General features: G+C 36.7%; 13 protein-coding genes. 7 read left to right on the forward strand and 6 right to left on the reverse strand.

Translation table 11 applies throughout. The features are described 5' to 3' along the window. Positions 1-36: 36 nt before the first annotated feature. From gyrA to dnaA, 6 genes are all read right to left on the reverse strand, one after another. Positions 37-2502 (reverse strand): DNA gyrase subunit A, encoded by a 2466-nt coding sequence (gyrA, locus tag ABC382_RS15220; RefSeq protein ID WP_274795110.1) that lies wholly within the window; start codon positions 2500-2502, stop codon positions 37-39. Positions 2503-2527: 25 nt separating this feature from the next. Further along, a complete protein-coding gene (gyrB, locus tag ABC382_RS15225; protein WP_274795109.1) occupies positions 2528-4462 on the reverse strand; it encodes a DNA topoisomerase (ATP-hydrolyzing) subunit B in 1935 nt (644 codons plus the stop codon). A gap of 92 nt (positions 4463-4554) precedes the next feature. Further along, entirely contained in the window at positions 4555-5670 is a 1116-nt protein-coding gene (gene recF / locus ABC382_RS15230; protein ID WP_274795108.1) for a DNA replication/repair protein RecF, read from the reverse strand. Positions 5671-5673: 3 nt separating this feature from the next. After that, entirely contained in the window at positions 5674-5898 is a 225-nt protein-coding gene (gene yaaA / locus ABC382_RS15235; protein ID WP_274795107.1) for a S4 domain-containing protein YaaA, read from the reverse strand. A 112-nt stretch (positions 5899-6010) separates the two neighbouring features. Beyond that, positions 6011-7147 (reverse strand): DNA polymerase III subunit beta, encoded by a 1137-nt coding sequence (dnaN, locus tag ABC382_RS15240; protein ID WP_274795106.1) that lies wholly within the window; start codon positions 7145-7147, stop codon positions 6011-6013. 170 nt (positions 7148-7317) lie between these two features. Next, complete coding sequence (gene dnaA, locus ABC382_RS15245; protein WP_396631744.1) at positions 7318-8712, reverse strand: chromosomal replication initiator protein DnaA; 1395 nt, start codon at positions 8710-8712, stop codon at positions 7318-7320. 558 nt (positions 8713-9270) lie between these two features. On the opposite strand from dnaA, the gene rpmH reads away from it, so the two are divergent. The 7 genes from rpmH to rsmG all read left to right on the forward strand — a co-directional run bounded on the left by rpmH (position 9271) and on the right by rsmG (position 16166). Continuing rightward, on the forward strand, positions 9271-9405 hold the full coding sequence (gene rpmH, locus ABC382_RS15250) for a 50S ribosomal protein L34 (RefSeq protein WP_004233310.1): 135 nt from the start codon (positions 9271-9273) through the stop codon (positions 9403-9405). A gap of 100 nt (positions 9406-9505) precedes the next feature. Continuing rightward, positions 9506-9850, forward strand: a complete 345-nt coding sequence (gene rnpA, locus ABC382_RS15255) for a ribonuclease P protein component (protein WP_274795104.1) — start codon at positions 9506-9508, stop codon at positions 9848-9850. Positions 9851-10211: 361 nt separating this feature from the next. Then, positions 10212-10982, forward strand: coding sequence for a membrane protein insertase YidC (gene yidC / locus ABC382_RS15260; protein ID WP_274795103.1), 771 nt, complete (start codon positions 10212-10214; stop codon positions 10980-10982). After that, positions 10979-11782 (forward strand): RNA-binding cell elongation regulator Jag/EloR, encoded by an 804-nt coding sequence (gene jag, locus ABC382_RS15265; RefSeq protein WP_274795102.1) that lies wholly within the window; start codon positions 10979-10981, stop codon positions 11780-11782. The genes yidC and jag overlap by 4 nt, the downstream gene beginning before the upstream one ends. A 251-nt stretch (positions 11783-12033) precedes the next feature. Next, positions 12034-13419: a tRNA uridine-5-carboxymethylaminomethyl(34) synthesis GTPase MnmE gene (gene mnmE, locus ABC382_RS15270; protein ID WP_322611484.1), complete on the forward strand. Its 1386-nt coding sequence runs from the start codon at positions 12034-12036 to the stop codon at positions 13417-13419. A gap of 28 nt (positions 13420-13447) precedes the next feature. Beyond that, a complete protein-coding gene (gene mnmG, locus ABC382_RS15275; protein WP_274795100.1) occupies positions 13448-15340 on the forward strand; it encodes a tRNA uridine-5-carboxymethylaminomethyl(34) synthesis enzyme MnmG in 1893 nt (630 codons plus the stop codon). A gap of 109 nt (positions 15341-15449) precedes the next feature. Beyond that, entirely contained in the window at positions 15450-16166 is a 717-nt protein-coding gene (rsmG, locus tag ABC382_RS15280; protein ID WP_274795099.1) for a 16S rRNA (guanine(527)-N(7))-methyltransferase RsmG, read from the forward strand. The last annotated feature ends 25 nt before the right edge of the window (positions 16167-16191 follow it).

Raw genomic sequence — 16191 nt, forward strand, 5'->3', positions numbered from 1 at the left:
ATGACGACAAATTGAATGTCGTTCATCGGTTTAAAATTATTCCTCTATATCCTCTTCATCTTCTTGAGACTCTTCTTCTTTTTCAACTTTAGCCACAGTTGCAACCAATTCGTCATCTCCTAATCGAATTAAACGAACTCCCTGTGTACTACGCCCAATTAATGAAATATCATTTACATCCATGCGGATAAGCATACCGTTAATTGTAATAAGCATGAGATCCTCAGAACCATCAACTGTTTTTACAGCTACCATTGGACCGTTTTTATCTGTAATCTGGATTGTTTTCAGACCTACACCGCCACGGCTTTGTAAACGGTAGTCCTCTTCTGAAGTACGTTTACCATAACCCTTTTGGGTAACAACGAGAATTTCCTGTCCTGGTTCAACAATCTCCATGCCAACGACTTCATCACCGTCACGCAGTTTAATACCTCGAACCCCACCAGCTGTACGACCCATAGAACGAATATCATCTTCTTGGAAACGAACAAGCATACCATCACGTGTACCAATAATAACTTGTTTATGTCCATCTGTTAAACGCACAGAAATAAGATCATCATCTTCTCGTAAGCTAATAGCTATTAAACCATTTGTTCGGATGTTAGCAAATTGAGAGACAGGTGTACGTTTCGTAATCCCTGTTTTTGTTGTAAAGATAAAGTATGCATCTTCATCAAACGATCCCACACGAATCATAGCTGTTACTTTTTCGCCTTTTTCTATATTAAGTAAGTTAACGATTGGTAACCCTTTAGCCGTACGACCGAACTCAGGAATTTCATAACCTTTAGCTCTAAATACTTTACCTTTTGATGTAAAGAATAGAATAGTGTCATGAGTAGAGGTATTCATTAGATGCTCTACAAAGTCATCTTCATTTGTTCCCATTCCTTGTACACCACGGCCACCACGTTTTTGACTACGGTATGTGTTCGCAGCTAAACGTTTAATATAGCCATTATGCGTTAAAGTAACAACTGAGTTTTCTACAGGGATTAGGTCTTCATCCTCAATCATTTCTAAACCACCTGATGTAATTTCAGTACGGCGTGTATCATTAAAACGTTCTTTCAACTCTAAAATTTCAGTGCGAATAATATCAACAATTTTCGCTTCATCAGCTAGAATGGCCTTTAATTCTGCTATTAGAATCTGAAGCTCTTGATACTCCGCTTCTATTTTTTCACGCTCTAATCCACTTAAGCGAACTAAACGCATATCCAAAATAGCTTGAGCCTGTCGCTCTGATAAATTAAAACGCTCCATTAATTGTGGTTTCGCTTCTTCACCACTACGTGAACCACGAATAATAGCAATAATTTCATCAATATGATCTAGAGCGATTCGTAAACCTTCTAAAATATGAGCACGGTCCTCTGCTTTACGAAGGTCGAATTCTGTACGACGACGAATAATTACTTTTTGGTGCTCTAAATAATGGTATAGCATCTCTTTTAAGCCCAGTACTTTTGGCTGTCCATTTACTAATGACAGCATATTAATACCGAAGCTTGATTGCATAGCTGTTTGTTTATACAAATTATTTAAGACAACATTAGCATTGGCATCTTTACGAATTTCAATGACTACTCGCATACCACGACGGTCAGATTCATCACGTAAATTTGTAATACCATCTATTTTTTTATCACGTACTAGCTCTGCAATTTTTTCAATAAGCTTCGCCTTATTTACTTGATAAGGTAATTCATGAATAAGAATAGTTTCCTTACCATTGGACTTTTGCTCAATTTCAACCTTTGCACGAATAATAATGGAACCACGACCCGTTTCATAGGCTCTGCGGATACCGCTACGTCCTAAGATTAATCCCCCAGTAGGAAAATCTGGCCCTGGGATAATTTCCATTAATTCTTCTGTTGTAATAGCTGGATTTTCGGAAAGAGCTATAACGGCATCTATTGTTTCTCCCAATTGGTGTGGAGGGATATTTGTTGCCATACCAACAGCAATTCCTGCAGCACCGTTCACTAATAAGTTTGGATAGCGACTCGGTAAAACGATAGGTTCCTTTTCTGATCCATCATAGTTGTCTGTATAGTCAATTGTATCTTTATTGATATCACGGAGCATTTCCATGGCTATTTTAGACATACGTGATTCAGTATAACGCATGGCTGCTGCCCCATCACCATCAACAGATCCAAAGTTTCCATGACCATCTACTAGCATATAACGATAGCTAAAATCTTGCGCCATACGTACCATTGCATCATAAATGGAAGAGTCACCATGTGGATGATACTTACCCATAACATCCCCAACAATACGTGCTGATTTTTTGTAAGGCTTATCTGCTGTATTTCCTAACTCCTGCATCCCATATAAAATACGACGATGAACTGGTTTTAATCCATCACGTACATCAGGTAATGCACGTGACACAATTACACTCATTGCATAATCAAGAAAGGATGTTTCAATTTCTTCTGTGATATTAATTCCTTTAACACCGGAGCGTTCTTGTTCTGACAAAGTGTAGACCTCCTTTCAAGAAAAACTAAATATCTAAATTAGCGTATACGGCATTTTCCTCGATAAATTGACGACGAGGTTCAACTTCATCGCCCATTAAACGTTCAAATGCTTGGTTTGCTTTAATTGCATCATCTAATTCTACTTGTAATAATGTGCGGTGCTCTGGATCCATTGTTGTTTCCCAAAGTTGTTCAGCATTCATTTCACCAAGACCTTTATATCGTTGTACATTTGGTTTTGGCATTTTAGGTAGACGCTCTAAAATTTCCTTTAACGTTTCCTCATCATAGCAGTATTCAACATGCTTACCTTGTTTAACTTGATAAAGTGGTGGCTGCGCAATATAAATATAGCCTGCTTCCACAAGAGGTCGAAGGAAACGGAAGAAGAAAGTTAAAAGTAATGTACGGATATGTGCTCCGTCAACATCGGCGTCAGTCATGATAATGATTTTATGATAACGCGCCTTTTCTAAATTGAACTCTTCTCCAATACCTGTACCAAAAGCTGTGATCATTGCACGGATTTCTGCATTCGATAGAATTTTATCTAGTCGGGCTTTTTCAACATTGAGAATTTTACCACGTAGAGGCAAAATTGCTTGGAAGTGACGATCACGTCCTGATTTAGCAGATCCTCCGGCAGAATCACCCTCAACAATATAGATTTCACATTCAGCTGGATTTGTTGAAGAACAGTCAGCTAATTTACCTGGTAAGCTTGAAACCTCCAGTGCATTTTTACGACGAGTAAACTCACGAGCTTTTTTAGCCGCTACACGTGCACGTGCTGCCATTAAACCTTTTTCGACAATTTTACGAGCTACTGTCGGATTTTCTAACATAAAACGTTCAAAGCCATCTGAGAATAATGAATTGGTAATTTGACTTACTTCTGAATTCCCTAACTTTGTTTTCGTTTGTCCTTCAAATTGAGGATCGGGATGTTTTACAGAGACAATAGCTGTTAATCCTTCACGTACATCCTCACCTGTAAGATTTGCATCAGATTCTTTTAGTAATCCGCTTTTGCGTGCATAATCATTAATAACACGTGTAAGTGCTGTTTTAAAACCAGACTCGTGGGTACCACCTTCATACGTATTAATGTTATTAGCAAATGAAAAGATATTAGAGGAGAATCCAGCATTATATTGCATAGCAATTTCTACTGTGATTCCATCCTTTTCGCCAAGAACATCAATTGGATCGTGAATAGGCTCTTTTGATTGGTTTAAATGTTCTACATAGGAACGAATACCACCTTCATAGTGGTATGTAGTTGAACGTTCTTGATCTTCACGTTCATCAGCAATGGTAATCTTAATGCCACGATTTAAATAAGCTAACTCTCGAATACGATGAGCTAAAATGTCAAATTCATAAACAGTTGTTTCTTTAAAGATTTCTGGATCAGCTTTAAAACGTGTTGTTGTACCATTGTGATCTGTATCACCAATAATAGTTAATTCTTGAACTGTCTTTCCTCGTTCGAATTTAATTTCATGGATATGACCTTCACGGTGAACCTGAACAATTGTTTCCACAGAGAGTGCATTCACCACTGATGCCCCAACTCCGTGAAGACCACCAGAAACTTTATAGCCTCCACCGCCGAATTTACCACCAGCATGTAAAACTGTCATAATAACTTCGACAGCTGGCTTACCCATTTTTTCTTGAATACTTACTGGAATCCCACGTCCATTATCTTCTACGCGAATCCAGTTATCTTTTTCAATTGTTACACTTATATCTGTACAAAATCCTGCAAGAGCTTCATCGATACTATTATCAACAATTTCCCATACTAAATGGTGAAGCCCTTTAGAGCTTGTAGAACCGATATACATCCCTGGTCTTTTACGTACTGCCTCTAAACCTTCTAATACCTGGATCTGATCAGCCTCATAAGCTTGGTTTTGTAAACCTTCGTTCTCTATAGCCACGGCTTTCATCTACTCCTTCATAACATCATTGTGTGTAAATGAATGAACAGTCAACCGAGCTGACTATTACCATTCTTTTGTAATCTAAAAAACTACCCTGGCTAACTTTTATCAATCGCTCCTTGTTTCACGTGGAACAGTTGAGCTTGTTCCATCGTTTCATGATGAATTCCATCTACACTTGTAGTTGTAACAAAGGTCTGGACTTCACCTTGAATGGTATTTAATAAATGCGATTGACGATAATCATCGAGTTCCGACAAAACATCATCTAAAAGTAGTATGGGTGTTTCATTTGTTTCTTGTTTAATTAATTCAATTTCAGCAAGCTTTAAAGATAACGCTGTAGTACGTTGTTGTCCTTGTGAGCCATAAGTTTGAACATCATAGCCATTTACTAAAAACTGCAAATCATCACGATGTGGGCCAACTAATGTGACACCCCTGTCAAATTCACGTTCTCTCGCTTCAATCAATTTTTGATGTAAAGTATTTTCAATTTCGCTAGTAGAGTGTTCTTTTTCAATACCAGCTACCGTACGATATTTTATAACCAATGTTTCCTTACCTTGCGATATACCTGCGTGTATAGGTTCCGCCCACTCCTGCAACAAATCCATAAATTGAAATCTTTTACGAATAATTTGGGTAGCTGCGTGAATATATTGTTCATTGTAGACCTCATACATCACATCATTTGATAAGGACTTGCCCTGGTTCATCTTTAAGAAATGGTTTCGTTGTTTTAAAACTTTTTGAAAGGTTAATAAATCATGTAAGTAGACAGGCGAAATTTGCCCAATCTCCATATCAATAAAACGTCGACGTATTTGCGGACTCCCCTTTACCACGTTTAAATCTTCTGGCGCAAACATAACGACGTTCATTTGACCAATATAATGACTGAGGCGACTTTGCTCTATATGATTTATCTTGCCCTTTTTACCTTTCTTTGTAATCGTAAGTTCGATCGGTAAAATACCATGCCTTTTTTTTACGGCCCCTTCTATTTTACCATAGTCTGAATCCCAACGTATTAATTCTTTATCGTTCGTAGTTCGATGGGATTTAGCCATTGCTAAAACATAGATGGACTCCATAACGTTTGTTTTTCCTTGTGCATTTTCACCAATGAAAACATTAATTTTCGGAGAAAAGTCTAAAGCTAAGGCATCATAATTACGGTAATTTGTAAGTTTTATTTGCTCAATATACATAATTTACTGTCCAGTTGGTCCTACGATTTGAAAACGACCACAGCCAGGAATATTTACCACGTCACCGTCACGTAATTTTCGACCTCGACGATCGTCTACTTCTCCATTAACATATACAGCGTTTTCTTGTAAAAACCACTTGGCCATTCCACCTGAACTAATGGCATCAGTAATTTTTAATAGCTGCCCTAACGTGATGAACTCCTCATCAATTTTAATGTCCTGCATAGTGTGTTCCCCTCCGAATACAGACTGTCTATCTCTCTATCATACCTAAAATTACGCCATAAGTAAAAAAAGATAGTCACAATTAGCGACTATCTTAACGGATCTTATAATCTTAGTAAGTTCTTACAGGTAAAATTAATTGTAAAATAGCATCATCATGAACAGAACGTAAAATAAATGGTCTCATTGCCCCAGTAAATTGAATGACCACATCTTGACCATCAATTGCTTTTAATGCTTCCATCATGTATTTCGCACTGAAGGAAATTTTCAAACTTTCCCCTTCTAACGCTTCAACGGGAATTTCTTCTTGCACCTTACCAATTTCAGGTGAATTAGAAGAAACTTCAACTGCTTGATTATCTAAAATTTCAAAACGAACAACATTGTTACGATCACCTCTTGCCACAAGTGAAGCACGGTCAATAGCTTGCAACAAGGATTTCCCATTAATTGTTACATTCGTTTGATATTCTTCAGGAATTAAACGTGTTGTATCTGGATAATTCCCTTCCAGTAAGCGAGAGAAGAATAATACATCGCCAGTTTTAAATAATACTTGCTGACTTGTAATAACGATTTGCACTAAATTTGTAGAATCTTCAAGTACTTTATTTAATTCATTCAAACTTTTTCCTGGGATCACTACGCTATGTTCAACTTTCGGTAAATTTTCCAGTTGGACTTTACGTCTTGCTAAACGATGACTATCTGTTGCAACACAGATTAAAGTTTCATTTTTAATCTGCCAGTTTACACCTGTCAACACTGGTCTACTTTCTGAAGTGGCAACAGCAAACACTGTTTCACGAATAATTGTTTTTAATAGATCAGCAGGAATAGTAAATTTTTGATCTTCCGTTAATTCTGGTAGTAAAGGATATTCTGCAGCATCAGATCCAATTAAATGGAATTCAGATTTTCCTGAGCGAATATGTGTTTGAAAACCTGGTGTTACTTGAATTTCAACATCATTTGTTGGTAATTTACGTACAATTTCATTAAACATACGTGCTTGTACAACAATAGATCCGGTTTCTGCAATGTGAATAATTTGTTGTCCATCTTCTTCAACTGGAATAAAAGTTTGGATTGTAATATCTGCATCACTACCTGTTAAGCGGATGCCTTCTTCTGTTACATCAATTTTAATCCCAGTTAAAATTGGAATAGTTGTTTTAGAACTTACGGCTTTCATGACATCATTTAAACCCTCTAATAAACGGTCACGTAAAATATCAAATTTCATTCGTTTTCCCTCACATATTTATATTATTTATTTATATAAAATAAAAAAGATATAGTAATAGGCTCTGTGGATTTGTGGATAAGTATAGTTTTATGAATAAAATCAGTCTATCCACATGTAGATAGACTGTGTATAAGTTTGTGTTTAAATAGTTGGATTGTCCACAGCAATTACTTCCCTAGCATGCTACGAATTTGTTTAACATCTTGTTGAAGTTGAACGTCATTTTTCAACATAGAAGATATTTTTTCGTGTGCATGGATGACAGTCGTATGGTCACGGCCACCAAACTCTTCGCCAATTTTCGGCAGCGAAAAATCTGTTAATTCGCGTGATAAATACATAGCAATTTGACGTGGAAAGGCAATTAATTTAGTACGTTTTTTAGCAGCAAAATCTTCTAAACGTATATTAAAATGCTCTCCTACAGCATTCTGAATGTCTAATATTGTCACAGTCCGTGGCTTTGAGTTAGGGATAATGTCCTTTAGAGCCTCGGCTGCCAATGTTGCCGTAATATCTTTGTTTACCAGTGAAGAATAGGCGACGACGCGAATAAGCGCACCTTCAAGCTCCCTAATATTGGAGTCAATCTGGTTCGCAATATAAAGCATTACTTCATTTGGAACCTCTAGACCATCTGCTTTTGCCTTTTTACGCAAGATAGCAATACGAGTTTCCAAATCAGGTGGCGCAATATCAGTTATTAGCCCCCATTCAAAACGTGAACGTAGCCGATCTTCCAATGTAGGAATCTCTTTCGGAGGTCGATCACTTGATATAACAATTTGCTTTGATTCTTCATGTAAAGTATTAAAAGTGTGGAAAAATTCTTCTTGAGTTGATTCTTTTCCAGCTAGGAATTGAATATCATCAATTAGCAGTACATCCACGTTGCGGTATTTATTGCGAAAATCAAGTGCTTTATTATCACGAATTGAGTTAATAAATTCATTTGTAAATTTCTCAGATGATAGGTAGACTACCTTCGCATTAGGATTATGCTCTAAAACATAATGGCCAATTGCATGCATTAAGTGTGTCTTACCAAGCCCTACTCCCCCATAAATAAAGAATGGATTATAAGCTTTCGCAGGGGCTTCAGCGACTGCTAGCGAGGCAGCATGTGCAAAGCGGTTACCAGAGCCAATAACAAACGTATCAAAAGTATATTTCGGGTTTAACATACCTGGTGAAATATCATGGTGATCGTTATTTTTTGCTTGGATAATCGGCGCCGGCAAATCGAAATCGTCCGAATCCTGGTTTTTTTGAACAACAAATTTAATAAGCAAGTCTTCGCCTGTAAGCTCCGTTAATATACCTGTAATCAAATGAATATAATGATTCTCAAGCCAGTCTCGAGCAAACGAATTTGGCGCAGCAATCGTTACAGTAGAGCCACTACCATTGTAAGATAGTAGTTTTGTAGACTTAAGCCACGTTTCGAAGCTTGGTTTAGAAATTTTTTGTTCAACTTGAGCCAGGACATTATTCCATAGTTCTTCTAAATGTTCCAAGCTGCTAATCTCCTTTACAGTGTTCAATACATAAAAAAATCGCATTTATAGAAATGGTAAATACGTTCATTTTACAACTCGTCCACATAATCACAAGTTGTGGATAAAAGTTAACCAAAGGCTGTGATAAAAATTATCCACAGCATATTAACAGTTGTGGATAATTAAAATGTTCGTTTCAGTTTTCAACAAAGTGAAGCACAGTAATCGTATCAGAAAAACAAAGCTATTTCAATAGTTTATGAAACTTATCCACATAGCTTGTAGTTATGCACTTCAGAGTTGTCCACAAGCACTGCTTATGTGAAAAAGCTGTAGATAATTGTTGTGGATAAAAAATAATGCAAAAAATACTATACACAACTCTGTGTAAAAAAAACAAGTACTCTGTGGATAAATATTTTATGTTCATGGGAAATAATTAATCGTTATTTATGAGAATACAAATGTTAACTAAATAGAAATTGAGATGAATAAAAAAATAAGTAGAGTGGATGACTAAAAGAAATTTATGAAATACATTGACAAAATAACTAGATACTTTATATAATATTCGAGTCTGTATGTTGAAAAATTCAACTCATTCAGGAGGTGTCTATATAAATGAAACGTACTTACCAACCAAAAAAACGTAAGCACAGCAAAGTTCACGGTTTCCGCGCACGTATGAGCACGAAAAACGGACGCAAAGTTCTTGCTGCTCGTCGTCGTAAAGGAAGAAAAGTTTTATCAGCATAAAATAAGTCCACTGAGCCACATCAGTGGTCTTTTTTTTCTTTATTTTTGGTAAACCTAGAAATGAGGATCAAAAGATATTATCTAATAGCAGGTGAAAGAAATGAAAAAACGCCAAAGAGTGAAAAAAAATGATGACTTTCAAAAGGTGTTTAAAAAAGGTAAATCTTTCGCTAATCGTCAGTTTGTCGTTTATTTTTTAGCAAAAGAGGGGCAAACCGAATTTCGTGTAGGTTTATCAGTTAGTAAAAAGCTTGGGAATGCGGTAACACGCAACCAAATAAAACGCTATATTCGACAAAGTATTCAGGAATTAAAGAATGATTTAAAGCCGAATATGGATTATGTTATTATCGCCAGACAACCGGCGGCCACTATGGATTTTCATGAAGTGAAACAGAGTTTGCAGCATGTACTACGAATCGCAAAGGTTATGAAGAAAGTGTAATGTATGCAAGCAAGTGGTGAAAAATGTCTGTCCTGTTAATAGTAGTGTACAGCGAATTTGCATACGATAATAAGTAAGGGGAATATACGCATAGGGGTATATGAAATACTGTATTTCACTAAAAGTATGTAAATTTCGCAACATAACTTATGAATAAATTTATGTAGTTAGAATATTTAGTAGAGTGAACGTTATAGGCGTGATAAAATAACTGATAACTTTATCTTTATTGAGGACGTCCAAAACGCTGACAGAATTTAGGTAAAGTAGCCGGCAGATCTTGTGGTAGGAAACTGTCTGTGAATGAAAAAATGCATATAGAATTAAGAAAAAGTGAATAGTAATTGTAGGGGGAAGAAGGTTGAAAAAACAACATTGGGTAATTTTGTCACTAGTATCAGTAGCCTTACTACTTTCTGGTTGTACAGAATTCAATGAACCAATTTCCAAAGACAGCACAGGCTTCTGGAATGAATTCATTGTTTGGCCGTTGGTATCAGCGATAAAATACTTTGCTGATCTGCTCGGTACGTATGCATGGGGGATTATTGCCGTAACAATTATTATTCGTTTAGCAATTTTACCTTTAATGATTAAACAAACAAAGAGCTCTAAAAAGATGCAAGAAATTCAGCCAAAATTGAAGGAATTGCAAAAGAAGTATGCTTCTAAGGATGCTCAGACACAGCAACAATATCAGCAAGAAATGATGAAGCTAATGAGTGAATCTGGAGTAAACCCACTTGCTGGATGTTTACCAGTAATCATTCAAATGCCAATTTTAATTGGTTTCTATCATGCAATTAGTCGTATGAATGCTACATCTACATTTGATTTAGGGAATTTCTTTATCTTCCCGTTAGCAGATCCTGCACCTGCATTAGCAATTACGGCAGGTTTAATGCAATTTATCGTATTGCGTACAGGACCAGCAATGGATAATCCTCAAATGAAAATTATGATGTATATTATGCCATTCATGATCATTGCTTTTGGTATGGCCTTACCAGCTGCATTATCACTATATTGGGTAATCGGGAATATTATTTCGATTTTCCAAAACCTGTTTATTTATAAACCTTGGAATAAAGATAAAACACAACCTGCTCAAAATGGAGGGGCTAAAAAGTGAAACAACTTACGCAAATAGGCGCAACAACACAAGAAGCGATCTCATTGGCGTTACAGAAACTTGGCAAAACCCGTGAACAAGTAGATGTTGAAGTTTTACAAGAAGGTAAAAAAGGATTTTTAGGTTTTGGTGCACGTTCTGCAGAGGTACGTGTAACTATAAAGGAAGTTCAGGTTCCGACAATTGAAAACGAAAAAGCCGAACCGCAAAATACGACACAATTAGACGAACCACTGGCAGTAGATAATGTTGAAACAATAAGTTCACAAGTTTCTGAACAACCAAGTGAAATCGAAGCTGTTCAACAAGTCGTTAAAGAACAAAATGAAGAAGTAGATTCAGCAAATCCAATTGAAGATGCAAAAGCGTATTTAGTAAGCATTGCTGAACAACTGGATATTCATGATCTTGATATTGCTACGACTCGTGAAGGGAAATATGTATTATTTCAATTAAAAAGTGAGAAGGCGGCACTGCTTATCGGGAAACGAGGTCAAACACTAAATTCCTTACAGCAATTAACGCAACTAATATTAAATAAAAGTGCTAAGCAATTTTTAATGGTGAAATTAGATGTAGAAAACTATCGCGAACGTAGACAAGTAGCATTAGAATTATTGGCAGATCGAATGGCGGATAAAGCATTACGCTTAAATCAACGTGTGGCATTTGAACCAATGCCGTCTTACGAACGAAAGATAATTCATAATCAATTAGCAAATCGTCTAGATCTTGAAACGTATTCAGAAGGCACAGAACCTAATCGTTATTTAGTAATTGAACCAGTAAAAAACCGTTAGACTGTTGCTCAAAAATCATACAGACAATATATTTTGAAAGGTCATTTTATCTGCGTGATAAAATGACCTTTTTAATGTGACAGAGAATATCGATATTTGTCGAAAATAAGATTAACTATAAAAATGATTTTATCCACATTTGGAAATGATCCTTACTTTAGATTTTGCAGAAAATATGTTAGTCTAAGGTGTTAGTAAGTATTGGTCGGTTTTGATTATCCACATGTGGATAACGTTAAGGAGGTCATTAAATGGAGTTCGATACAATTGCTGCGATATCCACACCAATGGGTGAAGGTGCCATAGCCATCGTTCGTTTAAGTGGGGGCGAGGCAGTAACGATTGCAGATAAAATATTCAAATCACCCGGTGGAAAAAGTTTAACTACTAAAGATTCGCACACCATTCATTATGGGCATTTAGTTGATCCTAAAACAAATGAGGTAGTAGAGGAAGTTATGCTATCGCTGATGCGTGGACCTAAAACATTCACGCGTGAGGATGTTGTAGAAATAAACTGTCATGGTGGACTAGTTTCAGTCAATCGCGTATTAAAACTTGCCTTAACAAATGGAGCAAGATTAGCTGAGCCAGGTGAATTCACAAAACGAGCTTTTTTAAATGGACGTATAGATCTTTCACAGGCTGAAGCTGTTATGGATTTGATAAGAGCAAAAACAGATCGTGCGATGAATGTTGCTTTGGGCCAAATGGATGGGAAATTGTCGAGACTTATTGGTGATTTACGCCAAGCTTTACTAGAGACATTAGCACAGGTAGAGGTTAATATAGATTATCCGGAGTATGATGATGTAGAAGAAATGACGGTCCCTGTATTAGTAGAGAAATGTACATGGGTAAGAAATGAAATTATTAAACTTCTACAAACATCTTCTCAAGGAAAGATTTTGCGCGAGGGATTATCAACTGTTATTTTAGGTCGTCCGAATGTAGGGAAATCTTCGCTTTTAAATAGCTTAGTACAAGAAAATAAGGCCATAGTGACAGATATCGCAGGTACGACTCGTGATATTATAGAAGAGTACGTCAATGTACGTGGTGTTCCACTTCGTTTAGTGGATACAGCAGGTATCCGGGAAACAGAGGATATTGTTGAACGAATTGGTGTAGAACGCTCTCGTGAAGCTCTTCGTGGAGCAGATTTGATTTTATTTGTATTAAACTATGCAGATGAATTGACTGCAGAGGATGAGCGACTTTTCGAAACAATTGATTCGATGGATTACATCGTCATTGTTAATAAAACAGATCTACCGCAAAAAATAGATTTAGCACGTGTTAAAGAATTAGCTGGTGACCACCGTATTGTCACGACTTCTCTGTTACAGGAGGAGGGCATTACTGAATTAGAGGAAGCCATTGCAGCATTATTCTTTGAAGGACAAATCGAAGCGGGCGATTTAACATATGTTTCAAATGCAAGACATATTGCTCTTCTGCACCAAGCACAAGCAACAGTAGAAGATGCAATAGCAGCTGCACAGGATGGTGTACCAGTAGATATGGTACAAATTGATGTAACAAGAACATGGGAAATACTTGGTGAAATTATTGGTGACACAGTACAAGAAAGCCTAATTAATCAGTTATTTTCACAGTTCTGCTTAGGAAAATAAATTTATAAAGGGAAAGGAAGATACGAGCATGCCAACAAAATATGAGGCAGGCACGTATGATGTTATTGTAATTGGCGCAGGTCACGCAGGTTCAGAAGCTGCTCATGCTGCGGCTAAAATGGGCGCAAACACATTAATGCTAACAATTAATTTAGATATGATTGCATTTATGCCGTGTAATCCATCTATCGGTGGCCCTGCCAAAGGAATCGTCGTACGTGAAATTGACGCTTTAGGTGGCGTCATGGGGAAAGTTATTGATAAAACACATATACAAATGAGAATGTTAAATACAGGGAAAGGTCCAGCAGTACGTGCATTGCGCGCACAAGCAGACAAAGTTTTATACCAACAAGAGATGAAACGTGTGTTGGAAGAAACTGAAAACCTAACAATCCATCAAGGAATGGTTGAAGAGTTAATTATTGAAGATGGAGAAGTGAAAGGGGTCATTACACAAATTGGAGCCGTCTATCGTGCTAAAACAGTAGTGGTGACAACAGGTACTTTCTTACGCGGTGAAATTATTATCGGTGATATGAAATACTCAAGCGGTCCTAATAATCAACAACCTTCGATCCGTTTAGCTGATAATTTAAAAGAGCTTGGTTTTGATTTAGTTCGTTTTAAAACAGGTACACCACCACGTGTAAATAACCGTACAATTGATTATGACAAAACAGAGATTCAACCAGGAGATGATGTTCCACGTGCATTTAGTTTTGAAACAACTGAATTCATTATGGATCAACTTCCTTGCTGGTTAACATATACAAGTCCTGAAACACATGAAATTATTGAAGCGAATTTACATCTTTCACCGATGTATTCAGGAATGATCAAAGGGACAGGTCCACGTTATTGTCCGTCAATTGAAGATAAAGTTGTGCGCTTTAATGATAAGCCACGACATCAAATATTCTTGGAGCCAGAAGGCCGTAACACGCGTGAGGTCTATGTTCAAGGTTTATCAACAAGTTTACCAGAGCATGTTCAAACACGTTTACTAAAATCTATCCCTGGCTTAGAAAATGCGGAAATGATGCGTGCTGGTTATGCAATTGAATATGATTCAATAGTGCCAACACAATTATGGCCAACATTAGAAACAAAACGTATTAAAGGCTTATATACAGCTGGGCAAATTAACGGTACATCTGGTTATGAAGAAGCAGCCGCACAAGGCTTAATGGCGGGAATGAATGCTGCTGCGAATGTCCTTGGTAAAGAAGAGTTAATTTTAAGTCGCTCTGATGCCTATATTGGCGTTTTGATCGATGACCTGGTAACAAAAGGGACAAATGAGCCATATCGTTTATTAACATCTCGTGCAGAATATCGTCTATTGTTACGCCACGATAACGCAGATTTACGTTTAATCGAGCTTGCATATAACATGGGCATGATTCCACAAGAAAGATATAATAAATTCAATGAGAAAAAAGAGCTGATTGAAAAGGAAATTGCACGTCTTCGTGAAGTCATTATTAAACCAAATGAGACAACGCAATCTGTTATTCGTTCAGTTGGTGGTAGTGAATTAAAAGATGGTATTCGTGGCGCAGATTTATTAAAACGTCCTGAAATGCATTATGAGTTAATATCTTCTTTAATTCCGGCAGAAATTGAATTGTCAGATGAAGTGAAAGAGCAAATTGAAATACAGCTTAAATATGAAGGCTATATCGAAAAGGCATTGCAACAGGTAGAGAAGCTACACAAAATGGAAAATAAAAAAATCCCTGAGAATATTGATTACGATGCTATTTCTGGTTTAGCAACAGAAGCACGTCAAAAATTAAAACAGGTTTTACCTCTTTCTATTGCCCAAGCCTCTCGTATTTCTGGAGTTAATCCAGCAGATATATCCATTCTGCTTGTTTACATTGAACAAGGTAAAATTGCGAAAGTAAGCAGCTAATAAGACAGTAAAGTAAATAAGGGGCGGGCATACCATTGTGCCCGCTTCCTATTTTTAAAGTTATCCTATTGGTAGAACAGGATAGCTAGATTAATAAAGGAGACTTTACATGAACGAACAACAATTTATAGAGGCACTGAAAGAGAAAGGCATTGTACTTTCAGATAAGCAGATCTCTCAATTTAAAAAGTACTTTGAGCTACTTGTCGAGTGGAATGAAAAGATGAATTTAACGGCTATTACAGATGTAGAAGGCGTTTATTTAAAGCATTTCTTTGATTCAATTAGTGCCTCTTTCTATTTTGATTTTTCCAAAGTAACCACTGTTTGTGATGTTGGAGCAGGTGCAGGTTTCCCTAGTATACCTATTAAAATCTGTTTCCCACATTTACACGTCACAATTGTCGACTCTTTAAATAAAAGAATTACATTTTTAAATCATCTAAGTGATGAGTTACAATTAGAAAATATGCATTTTGTACACGCACGAGCTGAAGAGTTTGGTCAAAATGTAAAATATCGTGAACAATTTGATGTGGTAACAGCACGCGCTGTAGCTCGGTTATCAGTGTTATCGGAGTTATGCGTACCTTTAGCAAAACAAGATGGATATTTTGTTGCTTTAAAAGCTGCAGCTGGGGCAGAAGAATTAAAGGATGCTAAAAAAGCTTTAACAACATTAGGTGTTAAACTAAGAGAAGAATTTTCTTTCAAGCTACCTATTGAAGAAAGTGACCGCATTTTATATATATTTGATAAAATAAAAGGAACACCGAAAAAATACCCGCGTAAGCCAGGTGTACCAAATAAAACACCGATTCAATAATTAGTGTTTCATGTGAAACTACTCA

It is taken from the genome of Lysinibacillus phoenicis (assembly GCF_047238325.1).
In the GTDB taxonomy this organism is placed as follows: Bacteria; Bacillota; Bacilli; order Bacillales_A; family Planococcaceae; genus Lysinibacillus; species Lysinibacillus irui.

Excerpts from the sequence above, each read along its gene's own strand:
- recF (WP_274795108.1), bottom strand. The coding sequence starts at position 5,670 with ATGTATATTGAGCAAATAAAACTTACAAATTACCGTAATTATGATGCC.
- rpmH (WP_004233310.1), top strand. The coding sequence starts at position 9,271 with ATGAAACGTACTTACCAACCAAAAAAACGTAAGCACAGCAAAGTTCAC.
- dnaA (WP_396631744.1), bottom strand. The coding sequence starts at position 8,712 with ATGCGATTTTTTTATGTATTGAACACTGTAAAGGAGATTAGCAGCTTG.
- gyrB (WP_274795109.1), bottom strand. The coding sequence starts at position 4,462 with ATGAAAGCCGTGGCTATAGAGAACGAAGGTTTACAAAACCAAGCTTAT.
- dnaN (WP_274795106.1), bottom strand. The coding sequence starts at position 7,147 with ATGAAATTTGATATTTTACGTGACCGTTTATTAGAGGGTTTAAATGAT.
- rsmG (WP_274795099.1), top strand. The coding sequence starts at position 15,450 with ATGAACGAACAACAATTTATAGAGGCACTGAAAGAGAAAGGCATTGTA.
- yaaA (WP_274795107.1), bottom strand. The coding sequence starts at position 5,898 with ATGCAGGACATTAAAATTGATGAGGAGTTCATCACGTTAGGGCAGCTA.
- mnmE (WP_322611484.1), top strand. The coding sequence starts at position 12,034 with ATGGAGTTCGATACAATTGCTGCGATATCCACACCAATGGGTGAAGGT.
- rnpA (WP_274795104.1), top strand. The coding sequence starts at position 9,506 with ATGAAAAAACGCCAAAGAGTGAAAAAAAATGATGACTTTCAAAAGGTG.
- mnmG (WP_274795100.1), top strand. The coding sequence starts at position 13,448 with ATGCCAACAAAATATGAGGCAGGCACGTATGATGTTATTGTAATTGGC.